Genomic DNA, 17,716 nt, shown 5'->3' on the forward strand with positions numbered 1-17,716 from the left:
TCTTCGACGACGACGGCCCGGGACCGCAGCAGCGCGGACCCGGGCCGTCGATACGTCAGCGAACGTGGATCAGGCCGGCGCGGCCTGGGTCGTGGTCTTGGTCGTGATGGTGTCCCAGCCCTCGACGTCCTCGGGCCTGCGCGGGTCGGGGCCGATGTAGCGCGCGGCCGGTCGCACGAGCCGGCCGGTCTTCTTCTGCTCGAGGATGTGCGCGGACCACCCGGCGGTGCGGGCGCAGGTGAACATCGACGTGAACATGTGCGGGGGGACCTCGGCGAAGTCCAGGACGACCGCCGCCCAGAACTCGACGTTGGTCTCGATCGGCCGGTCGGGACGCCGCTCGCGCAGCTCCTTGAGCGCGGCCTGCTCCAGGGCCAGCGCGGACTGGAAGCGCGGCGCGCCGAGCTCCTCGGCGGCGCGGCGCAGCACGCGGGCGCGGGGGTCCTCGGCGCGGTAGACGCGGTGACCGAAGCCCATCAGCCGATCGCCCCTGTCCAGGAGGTCCTTGACGTACTGCTCGGCGTTGCCGCTCTCCTCGACGCCGTCGAGCGTGTCCAGCACGCGGGACGGCGCGCCGCCGTGCAGGGGGCCCGACATGGCCCCGATCGCACCGGACAGCGACGCGGCGACGTCGGCGCCGGTGGAGGCGATGACGCGGGCCGTGAACGTCGAGGCGTTCATGCCGTGCTCGGCGGCCGAGGTCCAGTAGGCGTCGACGGCGGCGATGTGCCGGGGGTCGGGCTCGCCGCGCCAGCGGGTCATGAACCGCTCGACGATCGTGTTGCACTCGTCGATGCGCTTCTGCGGCACGGCGGGGATGCCGATGCCGCGCGCGGACTGCGCGACGTAGGACAGCGCCATGACTGCGGCCCGGGCGAGCTCCTCGCGGGCCTCCTCGGCGGAGATGTCCAGCAGCGGGCGGTAGCCCCAGATCGGGGTCAGCATCGCCAGCGCGGCCTGGACGTCGACCCGGACGTCGCCGGTGTGCACCGGGATGGGGAACGGCTCGGCCGGCGGGAGGCCGGGACCGAACTTGCCGTCCACCAGGAGCGCCCAGACGTTGCCGAAGGTCACCTTGCCGACGAGATCCTCGATGTCGACGCCGCGGTAGCGCAGGGCGCCGCCGTCCCGGTCGGGTTCGGCGATCTCACTCTCGAAGGCGATGACGCCTTCCAGGCCCGGTACGAAGTCGTCTGCCATCTCGCATGCTCCTCTGCGCGCGGGACCCGTGCGGCCACGGCGAATGGCCCACACGATTGCCTGCCGACCCTAGGTGGTGCCGGGCCGCCGGTCGCACGCGGGGCGGGCTCCGGCAGCTCCTCGTCGGGCCTCCCGAGCCCCGCGGACCCGGCGGTGTCAGCATGGCGGCGTGCCCGATCTCGCCCACATGCGCACGGACTACACCGCACGCCGGCTCCGGGAGGAGGACCTCGCCCCCACCTGGGTCGAGCAGTTCGACCGCTGGTTCGTCGACGCCGTCGCGGCGGAGCTGCCCGAGCCGAACGCCGTCGTCGTCGCCACGGCCGATGCCGACGGCGCCCCCGACGCCCGGATCGTCCTGATGAAGGGCTACGACGAGTACGGCATCGTCTTCGGCACCAGCTACGCCTCGACGAAGGGGGCCCAGCTCGCGGTGAACCCCCGCGCGGCGCTGGTCTTCCCCTGGCACGCGATGCAGCGGCAGGTGCGGGTGGCCGGCCGGGTCGAGCGGATCGGGGACGCCGCCTCGGACGCGCTCTGGGACCCGCGCCCCCGGGGCGCGCAGCTGGCCGCCGTCGCATCGGTGCAGTCGACGGTCGTCGAGTCGGAGCAGGAGCTCGCCGACCGGGTACGGGCGCTCGACGAGCAGACGCCGCCCGGGTCGGTGCCCCGTCCGCGGGTGTGGGGCGGCTACCGCGTGATCCCGGAGCGGGTGGAGTTCTGGCAGGGCGGCGCCGACCGGCTGCACGACCGGCTGCGGTTCGTGAGTGACGACGCCGAGGGGGGCGGCTGGATCATCCAGCGGCTCGCCCCGTGAGCGACTCCGTGAACGTCCGGCTCCGCCGGGCGGAAGCGAGCCGGACGTCGTGAGCGATCCCGTCGATCCGGTCGAGGGCGGCCGCGGGGACCAGCCGGCCCCGGCCGCTCCCCGGCGCCGCGGGTGGGCGATCGACACCACCCCGCTGCGCAATCCCGCCTTCCGGCGGCTGTTCTGGGGCGTCGCGGCGACGATGATGGGCCAGCAGATGACGCTGGTCGCCGTCCCGTACCAGGTGTACGTGCTGACCGGGTCGTCGCTGCTGGTCGGCGTCACCTCGATCGTGGCGCTGGTGCCGCTGATCGTCTTCGGCCTGCTGGGCGGCGCGATCGCCGATTCGATGGACCGGCGCCGGCTGATCCTCATCACCTCGACCGGAGCCTCGGTGACCAGCGCGCTGCTGGCCCTCCAGGCGCTGCTGCCCGGCGGCGGCAACCTCGCGCTGCTGTGGGTGCTCACCGCATGCGTCTCGGGGTTCACGGCGGTCAACCAGCCGACCCGCAGTGCGGTCATCCCCGCCCTGGTCGGGCGCCCCGGCGTACCGGCGGCCCAGGCGCTGGTCATGACGGTCCGCCAGGTCGGCGTCATCGCCGGCCCGCTGCTCGCGGGGCTGCTGATCGGTGCGGGCAGCCTGTTCCTCGCCTACGCCGTCGACGCGCTGGGGTTCCTGATCGCGGTCCTGCTGCTGCGGGGGCTGCCGTCCCTGCCGCCCGCCGGGGTCGTCGGACCGCTCCGGCTCAGCATGGCGGTCCGCGGCGTGGGGGAGGGCTTCACCTTCCTGCGCACCCAGCCGGTGCTGCTGATGACGTTCGTGGTCGACGTCGTCGCGATGCTGTTCGCCTGGCCGCAGGCGGTGTTCCCGGAGCTGTCGGAGACCCGCTTCGAGGGATCGCCCAACAGCCTGGGGTGGCTCTTCGCCGGCATCTCGATCGGCGCCCTGGTCATGGGGCTGACCTCGGGGTGGGTGACCCGCGTCGAGCGGCAGGGCGCCGTCGTGCTCGTCGCCATCGCGGTCTGGGGCGTGGCGATCGTCGGGTTCGGCTTCGCCCCGACGCTGTGGCTGGCGGTGCTCTGCCTCGCGGTGGCCGGCGCGGGGGACATGGTGAGCGCCGTCCTGCGGCACTCCATCCTCCTGACGGCCGCCCCCGACGAGATGCGCGGACGGATGCAGGGCGTGTTCCTGGTCGTGGTGGCCGGCGGGCCCCGGCTGGGTGACCTCCGCGCCGGGGCGATGGCCAGCGCGGCCGGCGTGACCGTCGCGATGGTGTCCGGCGGCGTCGTCATCGTCGTGGCGATGGCCGTGATCGCGCTCGCGGTCCCCTCGTTCTGGTTCTTCCGGGCGTCCCGCGTCCCCGGGCCGGCAGGGGAGGCCCGGCCGGGCTCGCCCGCCCCCGAGAGTGGCGAGGGCCGGCCGGGCTCCTCCGCGCAATAACCCCCGGGCGGCGTGACTACGCACGCACGAGGGAGAGAGTCAGCCGGCGTGCGGGTGCTGGGCGACGTGCAGCTCGACGTCGATGTTGCCGGCGGTCGCCTTCGAGTACGGGCAGATCTGGTGGGTCCGCTCCATCAGCGCCCGGGCCTTCTCCTCGTCGATCAGCGGGGCGGTGAACTCGAGCTCGGCCGCCAGCCCGAACTCGCCCGGCGCGCCCTTGAGGAAGTGCACCCGGGCGGTGACGTGCGAGCCCTCGAGATCCTTGGCCGTGAGCCCGACGTCCTTGACCGCGAAGCGCATCGCGCTGTGGAAGCAGGCCGCGTAGCCGGCGGCGAACAGCTGCTCGGGGTTGGTGCCCGGCCCGCCGTCGCCGCCCATCTCGCTGGGCCGGGACAGCTTCAGGTCGAGCCGGTCGTCGGAGGTGATCACCGCGCCGGTCCGCTGCCCGTAGGCGCTGGCCTCTGCCGTGTAGAGCCGGTCCATGCGCTTGGTCTACCCGCTCGCCCGGAGCTTCGCAGCCTGGATCACGCGAGGGCGTGCGCGACGACCTTCAGGTCCGCGACCAGAGCGTCGTAGGCAGCGGCGCGGCCCTCGTCGGGGGTCCGCAGGATCGCCGAGGGGTGGGTCGTGGCGAGCATCCAGGTCTGGGACGGCGCGTCCTCGTCCTCGTCGGCGGCCTCGACGGCCGCGGTCCCCGGCGGCGTCCAGGGCAGCAGCTGCCCGCGGTCCTTGGTGATCCGGAACGACGGCGAGATCAGCGCCTTGGCCGCCGTCGCCCCGAGGCAGACCACGACCTCGGGCTTGAGGACGGCGAACTCCGACTCCAGCCACGGCCGGCAGGCGCGCAGGTGCTCCGGCCCGGGCGTCTGGTGGATGCGCCGCTTGCCCTTGACCGTGAAGCGGAAGTGCTTGACCGCGTTCGTGACGTAGGCGTCGTCGCGGTCGATGCCGGCGTCCCCGAGCGCCCGGTCGAGGAGCTTCCCGGCAGGGCCCACGAACGGCTCGCCCTTCCGGTCCTCCTGGTCGCCGGGCTGCTCACCGACGAAGACGATCCGCGCGCTGACCGGTCCCTCCCCGAAGACGGTCTGCGTCGCCGGCTGCCACAGCTCGCACGCCCGGCAGCCGGCCGCCGCGGCGCGCAGTCCGTCCAGCCCGACGCCCTCCGGGGGCTGGGCCAGACCGTTCTCCTCGCTCATGCCGTCGATGACACCGCACCGAGCGGCTGACCGCGAATGGGCCGGCGGGGTAGAACGGACGCGCTCCTGGGCGACGATCCGCTTGTTGCGCCCGCCGCTGTCCCGGCAGGGTGTCCGATCCGTGGATTGCCTCGGGTGTAGCGGGAGGCGTGGCGGCGGTTCACGAGGTGTCTGCACCCGTGCCTTGCGCTTGAGGCCGCTGGCCGGCGGCGATGGCGTCGGTGACGAGAACGATGGTGTTGACCGGGGTGACCGGGCTGGCGGGGGTGATTCCGGCGACCGTCACGGTGTAGGCGCCTGGGGGCAGGTCGTCGAAGGTGGCTTCGGCGCGGCTGTTGCGAATGCGCGGCCGTAGCGTGTCCAGCGTGCGGCCGTCTTCGTCCGTCACGGTGACGGCCAAGGCGTGTCGTGCGTCGTCGTCGAGGTCCACAATGACGGTCACTGGTTGGCCAGCGAGGGATAGGTCCGGTGCGGCGACTCGGATCGGCACCTCTCCCTCCCCCGGCCTGTAGCGGATGTCGTTGCCGGTGAGGATCTCCTCGAGTTCGTCAAGCGCGGCGGGGTTGCGGTGCAGGTTGCCGTGCTGGTCGACGATGCGCCGGATGCGGTTGCTGGTCTGAGTCAGGCCATGGCCGATGCCGCCGGGTAGTGGCACGGTGGCGTCCCCGTACTCGTTGCGCCCGTCGATGGTGTCCAGCGGCACCGCTCGGCCATTCTGAAGGCTGATGGTGGTCCAGGTCGGCTGACGCGCGCCGACGATCATGTGCGTCGCCTCCAGGGAAGCGGGGCGGGCGGTCTCGGCGCCCTGCAGCTCGGTGTGAAAGTGCATGGCATCGGCGACCATGCCGGTGTCGAGCTCGGGCAGCGTGGTCTCGGTGGTCTTGAGCAGATCGCTGCCGGAGGACAGGAAGGCGTACTCGGGCAGCAACTGGTGCAGCGCCGGCAGACTGCGGGCCATCTCGGTCAGGTCGACGCTGAGTGGGCCGAGGCCCTTGTGCACCCCGTTCACAAGTTGCTCGACGGCTTTGGCCGCCCCCCGCCAGGGGGTGCCGAAGGCGACTAGCTTCCGGGTAACGTCGGCGCCGCTGCAGCGCTCCAGGTACCAGCGGGCGACGAGACCGCCCATGCTGTGACAGACCAGCACCACTCGGGCGTCGGCGTACTCGCCACCCTGCGTCCGCCATCGCTCCAACGCCGGCTGGATCTGTTGGGCCAGGTAGCGGCCGTTGTAGCGGTTGGAGAGCCGCCAGTCGTAGGGCACCTCGAGCAGGTTTCCCGGCGGCGCGGCCGGATTACATGGGTCGGGGCTGGGCCGGTAGCCGAGCCCGTGCAGCCGGTCGATGAGCTTGTCGTAGCCCTTGACCGGCGTCCAGATGCCGGGCAGCCCGTGGTCGGGCATCAGCGCCGTCGGCCGGATCCCGTCGCCGGGATGCTCGTCCCCGATCCCGGAGGGGAGGCGTAGCCGTCGCAGGCCCTCCCCCCGGCTGCGCAGAGTGCGCATCAATGAGCCGACCGAAAGTCCCCAAACAAGTTGGCCATCACGGTCGACCAACGTGCTGCCCATGATCCCGGGCAGCACCACCACCAGATCGGTTGATGAGGGCTTGGCTGTCCGGGCGGCGGTCATCTCGACCTCACTTTCCGTCAGTGTTGGTGATGGCGCGGGGCTCTGATGGGGCCGTCAGCGCGGCGGTCAACAGGGGGACAAGGCGGAGCACTTGGGGATGCTGGGCGCCGAGCGCGGCGACTTCGGTGATCCAGTCGGGCAGCCGTGTCCGGTCCGCCTCCAGGGCCAGAGCGATGTGTTCCTCGGTGGTGATTGGGTCGCCGGTGGTGGCGGCGGCGATGGCCAGGTACAGCCGTGCCGTGGCGACGTCAGCCTCGGTGCGTGCGTTCAGCAGGGCGAGGATCGCGGTCGGGGCTAGCGCGGAGGGGTTCGGGACGCGGGCCAGATCGGCCAGGAGTGCTGCGAACCCCTGCTCGGATTCCAGGGCGGTCAACGCCGTCTGGTGCTGGCCGAGGCGGGCAAGGTCGAGCAGCGCCTCGGCGGCCATCGCTGAGTTGCTGGTGGCATCGTCATCGCTGACTGCCAGCTCGTTTAGTGCAGTGGTGACAATGCCGTCAAAGAGGTCGTCTCGCCGCTCCGCGAGCAGCTGGCGTTTCCGGACGGCATCCGCGCCGGTGAACTCATGAGCGAGAAGGCGGAGCAGCAGCGGCCGGTAGGCCGCTTGCGCACCCTCCATGCGAGCAGCTCTGCGCACTGCCTCGTACCGGTGTGCCTGCTCTTCGTTGATGGCCAGAAGGGCCTCGGCGACCGCGCCGTCGGCGTCGGGGGTCAGCAGTTCCGGGTTAGCGGCGAGATTGTCGCGTTCGGCCTCGTAGGTGTCGGTGGCGATCCAGTTCCGCGCGTTCTGCAGCAGATCTGGATCGACCGTGAACCACTCGGGTAGCGGCGGGCCCGCGGCGGTCAGCCAGGCGGCGTCGAAGGTGGCCGGGTCGGGGGAACGGTGGCGGCGGGCCTGTTGGTGCAGCGCCGACTGAAGGCCGCGGTCGGCGCCGGCGTCGGCAAGGGCTGAGTGGAGCCATCTAGCGGCGTCCGGGTGCCCGGCCTCACCGCGCGCGGCGCGGTGCAGAAGCAGCAACGCCCGCGCGGCCAGGGGTAGCGCCGCCAGCGCCTGCCGCCAGGCCCGTTCCACCTCGACGGGCCGCTCCACCTTCATCAGTCGGTCGCCGAGGTTATTCAGGGAGCTAGCGAGGTTGCCGGTGTAGGCGGGGTTGTCGGCGGCCAGCGCCCGGTATAGGTCTACGGCCTCGGCGGTGGGGGGCAGTGCGTCGGTGTGGCGGTCGAGTTCGCTGAGCCGGACGCCGAGATTGTTCAGCGACATGGCGAGGTCGCCGGTGAAGGCGGGGTTGTCGGCGGCCAGCGCCCGGTATAGGTCCACGGCCTCGGCGGTGGGGGGCAGTGCGTCGGTGTGGCGGTCGAGTTCGCTGAGCCGGACGCCGAGATTGCTCAGCGACATGGCGAGGCTGCCGGTGAAGGCGGGGTTGTCGGCGGCCAGCGCCCGGTTAAGGTCTACGGCCTCGGCGGTGGGGGGCAGTGCGTCGGCGGGGCGGTCGAGTTCGCTGAGCCAGACGCCGAGATTATCCAGCGACATGGCGAGGCTGCCGGTGTAGGCGGGGTTGTCGGCGGCCAGCGCCCGGTAGAGGTCGACAGCCTCAGCGCTGGGAAGCAGCGCGTCGGCGCGGCGGCCGAGTTCGCTGAGCCGGACGCCGAGGTTGCTCAGCGTGCTGGCGAGGCTGTCGGTGTAGGCGGGGTTGTCGGTGGCCAGCGCCCGGTAGAGGTCGACGGCTTCGGTGGTGGGGGGCAGCGCGTCGGCGCGGCGGCCGAGTCCGCTGAGCCGGACGCCCAAGTTGTTCAGCGTGCTGGCGAGGGCACCGGTGTAGGCGGGGTTGTCGGCGGCCAGCGCCCGGTAGAGGTCGACGGCATGTTCGGTGGGGGGCAGCGCGTCGGCGCGGCGGCCGAGTTCGCTGAGGCGAACGCCGAGGTTGTTCAGCGACATGGCGAGGTCGCCGGTGTAGGCGGGGTTGTCGGCGGCCAGCGCCCGGAAGAGGTCGACGGCCTCTTCGGTGGCTGGCAGCGCGTCGGCGCGGCGGCCGAGGTCGCTGAGCCGGCTTCCGAGGTTGGTCAGGGCCATGGCGAGGTTGCCGGTGTAGGCGGGGTTGTCGGCGGCCAGCGCCCGGCGCAGGTCGACGGCCTCTTCCGTGGCTGGCAGCGCGTCGGCGGGGCGGCCGAGGTCGCTGAGCAGGACGCCGAGGTTGTTCAGGGCACCGGCGAGGTCGCGGGTGTAGGTGGGGTTGTCGGCGGCCAGGACCCGGTAGAGGTCGAGAGCCTCTTGGGTGGGGGGCCGTGCGTCGGCGGGGCGACCGAGTTCGCTGAGTCGAACGCCGAGGTTGGTCAGCGACATGGCGAGGTCGCCGGTGTAGGCGGGGTTGTCGGCGGCCAGTGCCCGGCGTAGGTCGACGGCCTCTTCGGTGGGGGGCAGCGCGTCGGCGGGGCGGCCGAGTTGGCTGAGCAGGACGCCGAGGTTGTTCAGGGCGCTGGCGAGGTTGCCGGTGTAGGCGGGGTTGTCGGCGGCCAGCGCCCGGTAGAGGTCGAGAGCCTCTTGGGTGGGGGGCAGCGCGTCGGCGCGGCGGCCGAGTTCGCTGAGCAGGACGCCGAGGTTGGTCAGGGCGCCGGCGAGGTTGCCGGTGTAGGCGGGGTTGTCGGCGGCCAGGGCCCGGTAGAGGTCGACGGCCTCTTGGGTGGGGGGCAGCGCGTCGGCGGGGCGGCCGAGTTCGCTGAGCAGGACGCCCAGGTCATTCACGGCGCTGGCGAGAACGGCCTGGAAGGCTGGCTCCTCGACGGCCAGACTGCGGTACAGCTGCTCCGCCTCCTGTGCTGGCGGCAGCGCCGCCAGCGACTGCCCCCGCCGATCGAGGCGCGCCGCGAGGGTTCCCGCTGCGGCGGCTAGAGCCGGCCGCAGGTCAGGATGATCGCCGGCCAACTGCCGCAGCCGGTCGAGCCCGGCCTCGCCGCCGATCGCGGCATGCTCGGCGACATGCAGCCACAGGTAGTTCGGCTGCCGCGCAGTCAGCCCGCCGGTGAGCAACTCCGCGTAGTGCTCCAACAGCGCCACGGCGACGGCGGCAGCCTCAGGATCGTCACCTCCGCCCGGCAGCCGGGGCTGCGGGCGGAGGTGGTCGGCGAGGGCCTGGTGTGCCAGCCGGTACACCGCCACCCCGGCCTCACCGTCCTGCACCACGTAGCGGCCGAGCTGGTCGAGCACCCAGCTGATGTCCTCCGCGCCGACTTCCCGCCCCGTCAGCGCCTGACCGACGACGCGCCATTCCGGCTCCGGGAACCCTGCCCCCAGCGCCCAGGTCAACGTGGTCAACAGCCCGCGCGCCAGTGCCGTCACATTGGTCTCGACCGAGCCAACTGGTGGTTTGGCCCGAGCGAGATCGACCTCGAACGCCGTCTCCACTGACCGGCTGACCTGCTGCCGCCAGTTCGGCAGGCCGGTGTCCACCGGTGCGATGCGCAGCTGGTCGGTGACCAGCCGAGCCAACAGGAACGGCTCCGGCCGCACGGTCATGGAGGACCAGCCTGAATGTGGTGCGTCGACGGGTCGGCAAGCGCGGGCGCGGGTTGTGGCGAGGCGGTCAGCGTGGTCGTCAGGGGAGGGATGAGGCGCAGTACCGAGGGGTGTTGGGCGCCGAGGGCGGCGAGTTCGGTGATCCAGTCGGGCAGCCGTGTCCGGTCCGACTCCAGGGCCAGAGCGAGGTGCTCCTCGGCGGAGGCGGGGTCGCCGGCAGCGGCGGCGGCCACGGCCAGGTACAGCCGTGCCGTGGCGGCGTCAGCCTCGGTGCGAGCGTTCAGCAGAGCGAGGGTCGCGGTCGGGGCCAGAGCAGAGAGGTCCGGGACGCGGGCCAGATCGGGCAGCAGCGCCGTTAGTCCCTGCTCGGATTCCAGCGCGGTGAGGGCCGGCTGGTGCTCGTGGAGGCGGGCAAGGTCGAGAAGCGCCTCGGCGGCCATGGCGGCGTTGCCGGTGGCGTCGTCGTCGCTGGCCGCCAGTTCGTCAAGCTCAGTGGTGACGGTGTCGTCGAAGAGGTCGTCTCGCCGCTCCGCGAGCAGCCGCCGCTGCTGGCCGGGGCCGACGGCGGCGAACTGGTGGGCGAGCAGGCGGAGCAGTAGCGGCCGGTAGGCCGCCTCCACGCCATTTGTGCGGGCGGCGGCCCGCAGCGCCGCGTACCGGTTGTCCTCGCCCACGGCGAGGAGGGCCTCGGCGACCGCGCTGTCGGCGTCGGGGTTCAGCAGCTCGGGGTGGGCGGTGAGGTGGGCGCGTTCGGCCTCGTAGGTGTCGGTGGCGATCCAGTTCCGCGCGTTCTGCAGCAGATCTGGATCGACCGTGAACCACTCGGGTAGCGGCGGTCCGGCCACGGTCAGCCACGCGGCGTCGAAAGTAGCCGGGTCGGGGGAACGGTGGCGGCGGGCCTGCTGGTGCAACGCCGACCGCAGGTCCCGGTCGGCGCCGGCAAGGGCGGAGTGGAGCCAGCCGGCCGTGTCCGGGTTCCCGGGGGTGGCGCGCGCGGCGCGGTGCAGTAACAGCACCGACTGCGACACCGGCGGCTTCTCCCCGAGTGCCTGCCGCCAAGCCGGCTCGGCCTCGGCAGGCCGCCCCAGCTCGGTCAGCCGGTCGCCGAGGTTGATCAGCGCGCGGGCAAGGTCGCCGGTGTAGACGGGGTTGTCGGCGGCCAGCGCCCGGTAGAGGTCGACGGCCTCTTCGGTGGGGGGCAGCGCGTCGGCGGGGCGGCCGAGTTCGCCGAGCAGGACGCCGAGATTGGTCAGGGCAGCGGCGAGGTCGCCGATATACGCGGGGTTGTCGGCGGCCAGCGCCCGGTAGAGGTCGACGGCCTCTTCGGTGGGGGGCAGCGCGTCGGCGGGGCGGCCGACCCCGCTGAGCCGGATGCCGAGGTTGGTCAGGGCGCTGGCGAGGTTGCCGGTGTAGGCGGGGTTGTCGGCGGCCAGCGCCCGGTAGAGGTCGACGGCCTCTTCGGTGGGGGGCAGCGCGTCGGCGGGGCGGCCGAGTTCGCTGAGCCGGATGCCGAGGTTGTTCAGCGACATGGCCAGGTCGTCGGTGTAGGCGGGGTTGTCGGCGGTCAGTGCCCGGTAGAGGTCGACGGCCTCTTCGGTGGGGGGCAGGGCGTCGGTGAGGCGGCCGAGTTCGCTGAGCCACATGCCGAGGTTGTTCAGCGAGCTGGCGAGGTCGCCGGTGTAGGCGGGGTTCTCGGCGGTCAGCGCTCGGCGCAGGTCGACGGCCTCTTCGGTGGGGGGCAGCGCGTCGGCGCGGCGGCCCAGCATGCTGAGCCGGATGCCGAGGTTGTTCAGGGCGCTGGCGAGGTCGCCGGTATAGGCGGGATTGTCAGCGGCCAGCGCCCGGTAGAGGTCGACGGCCTCGGCGGTGGGGGGCAGCGCGTCGGCGCGCCGGCCGACCCCGCTGAGCAGGACGCCGAGGTTGGTCAGCGACATGGCCAGGTCGCCGGTGTAGGCGGGGTTGTCGGCGGCGAGCTCCCGGTAGAGGTCGACGGCCTCTTCGGTGGGGGGCAGCGCGTCGGCGGGGCGGCCGAGTTCGCTGAGCCGGACGCCGAGGTTGTTCAGCGAGCTGGCGAGGTTGCCGGTGTAGGCGGGGTTGTCGGCGGCCAGCGCCCGGCGCAGGTCGACGGCTTCGGTGGTAGGGGGCAGTGCGTCGGCGCGGCGGCCGAGCTCGCTGAGCAGGACGCCGAGGTTGGTCAGCCCGCCGGCGAGGTCGTCTGTATGGGCGGGGTTATCGGCGGCCAGCGCCCGGTAGAGGTCGACGGCTTCGGTGGCGGGGGGCAGTGCGTCGGCGCGGCGGCCTACCATGCTCAGCAGAATGCCGAGGTTGTTCAGTGCGCCGGCGAGGTTGCCGGTGAGGGCGGGGTTGTCGGCTGCCAGCGTCCGCCGCAGGTCGACGGCCTCGGTGGTGGGGGCGAGCGCGTCGGCGCGGCGGCCGAGTTCGCTGAGCCGGACGCCGAGGTTGTTCAGTGCGCCGGCGAGGTCGCCGGTGTAGGCGGGGTTGTCGGCGGCCAGCGTCCGGTAAACATCGACGGCCTCTTCGGTGGGGGGCAGTGCGTCGGCGCGGCGGCCTACCTTGCTGAGCAGAATGCCGAGGTTGTTCAGTGCGCCGGCGAGGTCGCCGGTATGGGCGGGGTTGTCGGCGGCCAGCGCCCGGTAGAGGTCGACGGCCTCGGTGGTGGGGGGCAGCGCGTCCGCGGGGCGGCCGACCCCGCTGAGCCGGATGCCGAGGTTGGTCAGCGACATGGCGAGGTCGGCGGTGTACGCGGGGTTGTCGGCGGCCAGTCCCTGATACAGCCGTGCCGCCTCCTGTGCCGGCGGCAGTGCGGCCAACCGCCGCCCCCACCCGCCGAGCCGAGCCGATAGGGTCCCCGCCGCGGCGGCGAGGCCTGGCCGCAGGTCGGGATGGTCGTCGGCCAGGTGCCGCAGCCGATCCAGCCCGGCCTCGCCGGAGATCGCCGCATGCTCGGCGGCGTGCAGCCACAGGTAGCCGGGCTGCCGCGGAGTCAGCCCGCCGGTGAGCAGGCGGGCGTAGTGCTCCAGCAGCGCCACGTTGACCGCGACGGCCTCGGCATCGTCACCGCCGCCGGGCTGCCGGGGCAGCGGGCGAAGGTGGTCGGCGAGCGCCTGGTGCGCCAGCCGGTACACCGCCACCCCGGCCTCGCCGTCCTGCACCACATAGCGACCCAGTTGGTCGAGCACCCAGCTGATGTCCCCCGCTGTGACCTCCCGCCCGGTCAGCGCCCGGGCGACCGCTCGCCACTCCGGCTCCGGAAACCCAGCACCCAGCGCCCAGGTCAACGCCGTCAGCAGCCCGCGGGCGAACCCGGCTGCGCTGAACTCACCCGAGCGGTCAGGTGGGTCGGCCCGGGCGAGGTCAACCTCGAACGCCGTCTCCACTGACCGGCTGACCTGCTGCTGCCAGTTCGGCAGGCCGGTGTCCACCGGTGCGATGCGCAGCTGGTCGGTGACCAGCCGAGCCAACAGGAAAGGCTCCGATCGCGTCGTCACGAGACGGCAGCTCTGGGTTCAACGTCGTCATCGCCGGCCAGGAGAGCCGCGACCAGATCCGGGGTCATCCGTTGGTCCACGCCGGTCAGCCGGCGGATCACGTACTCGCGTAGCGCCTGGCGGCCACTGTCCTGCCACTGCTCATCGTCCAGATTCAGAGTTTCAACGGGCGACAGCACACCCAGCAGTGGGGCCTGGGATCCCGGCGGCGGAGGCAGCTGCCGGGTGGCGACGATCACCGTGGCCAGCCCGGCCAGCTTCACCAGCAGCTCAGCGGCGATAGGGAAGGCCTGCTCGCGGGCCTCGTCCAGCCCGTCAACGACGAGTACTGGCGAGGGTGGCTCGTCGCCCTTTCCGGCAGCGGCCGTGTCGTTGTGGGCGCGTTGTAGCGCGCCGAGCAACTCGGCGGCGTTGCGCTCACCCGGCTCATACCGTGGCAGGCGCCCAGCGCGTACCAGTTGGGCGTCGAGCAGCTCCGCAATCCGGTCGGCGGTCAATCCGCGGGCGTGCACGTTTGCCGTGATCGCGCTCCGCCCGGGATCGGCGTGGCCCAAGTCGGGGTCGTCAGCGAGGAGCCGGACCCGTTCGGTGGGGTTGGCGACGCTGACCACCCTCCCGACCACCGCCGATTTGCCGGTGCCCGGCGAGCCGGTCACCACGAACAGCCCCGGCCGCGCGGCGGTCACCCAGCCCACGACCTGGTCGACCTCACCGGTGCGGCCGGTAAACCAGGACCGCTCGTCATCCTCTGCCCCGCCGCGGGCCGCGCGCAGAAGATGCTCGACCACCTGCTCGGGCGCGTCCGGCCGATACAGCGGATTGGGCAACACCCACCAGCCGGAGCCGCTGGACCGGAAATCCAGCCGCTGCCGGTCGCTGGCCCACTCCTTCACAAGCGCGTCGCACAGGTCATCGCCGCGCAGCTCTCGGTTGTGCACCGACCATCGCCGCCGCAGGTCAGGATCGGATGGCCCCTCGCTGAGCAGCCGGCGCAGCTCGCGCCCGAACAACCCGTCACGGGCCTTCTCCGAGGCCTGGGCCGAGGCCAGCACGCCTACCCAGACGTGCTCGGCGTTCGGTGGCAGCTGGTCCAACATCTGCTTTGCTACCCCGGCCGAGTCGGCGGCAGCGCCGGAGTAGCACGTGTCAAAGATCAGTAGTAACTGACCGGCGCCCGAGTCGACGCACGCGCGCATGACCTCGGTTGCGGCTATCCCGGCGCTCGGTCGCGGCATGGTGTTCGCCGCCCGGAGCAGCAGCTGCCCGGCCGAGACCACGCCGTGACCGGCCCACACCAGCAGCAGCGGCCCGCCGGAATCCTTCAGCGCGTCGAACAAGGCGTCTAAGTGATCGCGGACCAGCTGTTCGGTCGGGTCCAGCAGCGGCTCCCCGACCAACTCGGCGGACGCCAGCGCCCGCAGCTGCTTGACATCGCTACACGCGTACGTCAGAGGTTCCGCCCCGGGAGCCGTATCCACCCCGACCAGCACGAGTAGCCCCTGCGACACGGTTCCCCCTAGGCCGTCACCGGACACGCCATCCTGCCCGCGATCCCGCCGGTGTGGTGTCGAACTCATCGGGCGAATCGCGAAGGAAAGACCGCGATGGCGGCGCGCGATGAGCTCCGGCGAGGCGCTGGGGTCCTGGTCCGGTTCTGAGCCGAGCGGCGCGCCATTGGCAGTCCCTCAATCAAGAGAGCTCGTTGGCGCCAGGATCTGCAGGAGGACCGGGTGCTTCACCTTTCGTATGTCCCGAGCGTGGAAGTGCTTGACCGCGTTCGTGACGTAGGCGTCGTCGCGGTCGATGCCGGCGTCCCCGAGCGCCCGGTCGAGGAGCTTCCCGGCAGGGCCCACGAACGGCTCGCCCTTCCGGTCCTCCTGGTCGCCGGGCTGCTCACCGACGAAGACGATCCGCGCGCTGACCGGTCCCTCCCCGAAGACGGTCTGCGTCGCCGGCTGCCACAGCTCGCACGCGCGGCAGCGCGCCGCCGCGGCGCGCAGTCCGTCCAGCCCGACGCCCTCGGGGGGCTGGGCCAGACCGTTCTCCTCGCTCATGCCGTCGATGACACCGCAGGAAAGGGCGGGGCGCGAGCGGGGTCGACCGATACGGTCGATGCAGGAAGCAACCACCTGGGAGGGGACGCGTGCTCGAGTTCGACGGGCTGCACAAGAGCTTCGGGAGCAACCGGGTGCTCGAGGGAGTGGGCTTCGCGGTCGCGCCCGGGACGATGTTCGGGTTCTGCGGCTCCAACGGGGCCGGCAAGACGACGACGATGCGCATCGCGATGGGGCTGGTGCGGCCCGACGCCGGCGAGGTGCGCTGGCAGGGCTCCCCGCTGGACCTGGACGCCCGCCGCCGGGTCGGCTACATGCCGGAGGAGCGCGGCCTCTATCCGAAGATGAAGGTCGGCGAGCAGGTCGCCTACTTCGCGCGGTTGCACGGGCTGGACGCCGCCGCGGCAACGCGGGCCGCATCGGTTTGGGTCGAGCGTCTCGGGCTCGGTGAGCGGCGGGGCGACCCGGTGGAGAAGCTCTCGCTGGGCAACCAGCAGCGCGTGCAGCTGGCCGCGGCCCTGGTCAGCCGGCCCGAGGTGCTCATCCTCGACGAGCCGTTCTCCGGGCTGGATCCCGTCGGCGTCGACTCGCTCGCCGAGGCGCTCCTCGACCAGTGCCGGCGGGGCGTGCCCGTCGTCTTCTCCAGCCACCAGCTCGACCTGGTCGAGCGGCTCTGCGACTCCGTCGGGATCCTCGCGCGCGGCCGCATCGTCGCCACCGGGACGGTGGAGGAGCTGCGGCGCCGCGAGACCGGCCGGCTGCTGCGGGTCGTCGTGCCCGACGCGGCCGCGCACTGGGCGGCCGGTCTGCCCGGCGTCCGCATCGTCTCCGAGCGGGCCGGCGACACGCTGCTGGAGCTCGCGGCCGACGCCGACGACCAGGCCGTGCTCGCCGCGGCCGTGGGCACCGGCCGGGTCACCCACTTCGCCTGGCAGCAGCCCAGCCTCGTCGAGCTCTTCCGCGAGGCCGTGGCCGCACCGCAGGAGGTGGCTGCGTGAGCGAGTTCGCGAGCTCACCAATGGGCAGAGCAGCGGCGCGAGCGTGGCCGACGAGCGCCAGCGAGGAGGCGCAGTGAGCGAGCCGCGCAGCCTGAGCTCCACGTCGATGATCCGGCTGGTCGCCGCCCGCGAGATCTCCGCGCGCGTCCGCGACAAGAACTTCCTCATCAGCTCTGCGGTGATCCTCGTGCTGCTGATCGGCACCCTGGGCCTGCAGGTGGCGTTCAGCTCCGGCGGCGAGGAGACCCGGATCGGGGTCGTCGGCGACGTGGGGCAACTGGGGCCGGCCCTGGAGGCGCAGGGTCAGGCGCTCGAGGTCGACGTCGAGGTCGTGGAGTTCGACGACGAGGCCGCGGGCCGGGCGGCGGTCGAGGCGGAGGAGGTCGACGGCGTCCTCGTGGCCGAGGGCGATCCGGAGCTGCTGGTCCAGCAGTCGGCGGGCGGGGCGCTGCAGGCGGTCGTCCAGGGAGCGGTGGCGCAGCTGTCGATCGCCGAGCAGCTCTCGGCGGCCGGGGTGGGTGCCCTCGACGTCCCGAAGGTGTCGGTCCGCGCGCTCGACCCGGGCGCGGAGCAGGACCAGCAGCGGGTGGTCGTCGCGATCATCGGCGTCGGCGTCCTCTACGGGCTGCTGATCCTCTTCGGTCAGTTCGTCGCCCAGGGCGTGGTGGAGGAGAAGTCGAGCCGGGTCGTCGAGCTGCTGCTGGCCACGATGCGGCCGTGGCAGCTCCTGGCCGGGAAGATCGTCGGGCTCGGGCTGCTCGGGCTGGCCCAGATCGTGGTCATCGCGGTCGTGGGGGTGGCGGGTGCGCTCGCCTTCGACCTGGTCGACATCCCGGGCGAACTGATCGGCACCGCCGTCTCGGTCGTCCTCTGGTTCGTGCTGGGTTACGCCTTCTACGCGGCCATCTTCGCCGTGGCGGCGTCCCTGGTCAGCCGCCAGGAGGACCTCGCCGCCGTCGTCATGCCGACGACGCTGGTCCTCGTGGTCGCCTTTCTCGTCGGGATCCAAGCGTCGGCGGACCCCGACGGCGCCCTCGCGGCGATCACGTCCTACGTGCCGGGCCTGTCGCCGCTCGTGATGCCGGTGCGGCAGGCGGCGGGCGACGTGGCGGTCTGGGAGATCGCGCTCGCCGTCGTCCTGATGCTGGTCGCCATCACGGGGATCGTGCGGGTCGGTGGGCGGATCTACGCCGGGGCGCTGCTGCGGACCGGCGGCCGGATCAAGATGCGCGAGGCGCTGCGGGCCGAGCGCGTCTGACCGCACCGCACGGAGCCGACGCGTCACTGCGAGAGCCGCCCCGCAGGGCGGCTCCGGCGGTTGCACGGCGGCTCCCGTCGGCCCGGGTTGGCCGGTTGCGCGCAACGGGGCGCGGGT

General features: G+C 72.6%; 12 protein-coding genes. 4 read left to right on the forward strand and 8 right to left on the reverse strand.

Translation table 11 applies throughout. The features are described from left to right. Positions 1 to 69: 69 nt before the first annotated feature. Positions 70 to 1,200, reverse strand: coding sequence for a citrate synthase 2 (locus E4P39_RS16325; protein WP_135137635.1), 1,131 nt, complete (start codon positions 1,198 to 1,200; stop codon positions 70 to 72). A 169-nt stretch (positions 1,201 to 1,369) separates the two neighbouring features. Here E4P39_RS16325 and pdxH point away from each other — a divergent pair, with 169 nt between their 5' ends. Further along, entirely contained in the window at positions 1,370 to 2,017 is a 648-nt protein-coding gene (gene pdxH, locus E4P39_RS16330; RefSeq protein WP_245159889.1) for a pyridoxamine 5'-phosphate oxidase, read from the forward strand. A 49-nt stretch (positions 2,018 to 2,066) separates the two neighbouring features. Beyond that, positions 2,067 to 3,449 (forward strand): MFS transporter, encoded by a 1,383-nt coding sequence (locus E4P39_RS16335; RefSeq protein ID WP_135137636.1) that lies wholly within the window; start codon positions 2,067 to 2,069, stop codon positions 3,447 to 3,449. Between the two features lie 39 nt (positions 3,450 to 3,488). On the opposite strand, the gene E4P39_RS16340 is transcribed toward E4P39_RS16335, so the two are convergent. From E4P39_RS16340 to E4P39_RS16370, 7 genes are all read right to left on the reverse strand, one after another. Beyond that, entirely contained in the window at positions 3,489 to 3,932 is a 444-nt protein-coding gene (locus E4P39_RS16340) for an organic hydroperoxide resistance protein (protein WP_135137637.1), read from the reverse strand. A 41-nt stretch (positions 3,933 to 3,973) separates the two neighbouring features. Further along, entirely contained in the window at positions 3,974 to 4,645 is a 672-nt protein-coding gene (locus E4P39_RS16345; RefSeq protein ID WP_135137638.1) for a UdgX family uracil-DNA binding protein, read from the reverse strand. 160 nt (positions 4,646 to 4,805) lie between these two features. Then, positions 4,806 to 6,272 (reverse strand): hypothetical protein, encoded by a 1,467-nt coding sequence (locus tag E4P39_RS16350; RefSeq protein ID WP_135137639.1) that lies wholly within the window; start codon positions 6,270 to 6,272, stop codon positions 4,806 to 4,808. Between the two features lie 7 nt (positions 6,273 to 6,279). Then, positions 6,280 to 9,780: a tetratricopeptide repeat protein gene (locus tag E4P39_RS16355; protein WP_135137640.1), complete on the reverse strand. Its 3,501-nt coding sequence runs from the start codon at positions 9,778 to 9,780 to the stop codon at positions 6,280 to 6,282. Then, positions 9,777 to 13,289, reverse strand: a complete 3,513-nt coding sequence (locus tag E4P39_RS16360; protein ID WP_135137641.1) for a tetratricopeptide repeat protein — start codon at positions 13,287 to 13,289, stop codon at positions 9,777 to 9,779. Before E4P39_RS16360 ends, E4P39_RS16355 begins: the two co-directional genes overlap by 4 nt. After that, entirely contained in the window at positions 13,286 to 14,779 is a 1,494-nt protein-coding gene (locus E4P39_RS16365) for an ATP-binding protein (protein WP_167761905.1), read from the reverse strand. The genes E4P39_RS16360 and E4P39_RS16365 overlap by 4 nt, the downstream gene beginning before the upstream one ends. A 195-nt stretch (positions 14,780 to 14,974) precedes the next feature. Then, on the reverse strand, positions 14,975 to 15,343 hold the full coding sequence (locus E4P39_RS16370) for a uracil-DNA glycosylase family protein (RefSeq protein ID WP_280790869.1): 369 nt from the start codon (positions 15,341 to 15,343) through the stop codon (positions 14,975 to 14,977). Between the two features lie 89 nt (positions 15,344 to 15,432). Here E4P39_RS16370 and E4P39_RS16375 point away from each other — a divergent pair, with 89 nt between their 5' ends. Together E4P39_RS16375 and E4P39_RS16380 are read left to right on the forward strand one after the other, a co-directional pair. Continuing rightward, a complete protein-coding gene (locus E4P39_RS16375; RefSeq protein WP_135137643.1) occupies positions 15,433 to 16,341 on the forward strand; it encodes an ATP-binding cassette domain-containing protein in 909 nt (302 codons plus the stop codon). A gap of 73 nt (positions 16,342 to 16,414) precedes the next feature. Next, complete coding sequence (locus E4P39_RS16380; RefSeq protein ID WP_245159890.1) at positions 16,415 to 17,599, forward strand: ABC transporter permease; 1,185 nt, start codon at positions 16,415 to 16,417, stop codon at positions 17,597 to 17,599. Positions 17,600 to 17,716: the final 117 nt, after the last annotated feature.

Source organism: Blastococcus sp. CT_GayMR19 (genome assembly GCF_004570385.1).
In the GTDB taxonomy this organism is placed as follows: domain Bacteria; phylum Actinomycetota; class Actinomycetes; order Mycobacteriales; family Geodermatophilaceae; genus Blastococcus_B.

Excerpts from the sequence above, each read along its gene's own strand:
- E4P39_RS16370 (WP_280790869.1), bottom strand. The coding sequence starts at position 15,343 with ATGAGCGAGGAGAACGGTCTGGCCCAGCCCCCCGAGGGCGTCGGGCTG.
- E4P39_RS16340 (WP_135137637.1), bottom strand. The coding sequence starts at position 3,932 with ATGGACCGGCTCTACACGGCAGAGGCCAGCGCCTACGGGCAGCGGACC.
- E4P39_RS16345 (WP_135137638.1), bottom strand. The coding sequence starts at position 4,645 with ATGAGCGAGGAGAACGGTCTGGCCCAGCCCCCGGAGGGCGTCGGGCTG.
- E4P39_RS16350 (WP_135137639.1), bottom strand. The coding sequence starts at position 6,272 with ATGACCGCCGCCCGGACAGCCAAGCCCTCATCAACCGATCTGGTGGTG.
- E4P39_RS16355 (WP_135137640.1), bottom strand. The coding sequence starts at position 9,780 with ATGACCGTGCGGCCGGAGCCGTTCCTGTTGGCTCGGCTGGTCACCGAC.
- E4P39_RS16325 (WP_135137635.1), bottom strand. The coding sequence starts at position 1,200 with ATGGCAGACGACTTCGTACCGGGCCTGGAAGGCGTCATCGCCTTCGAG.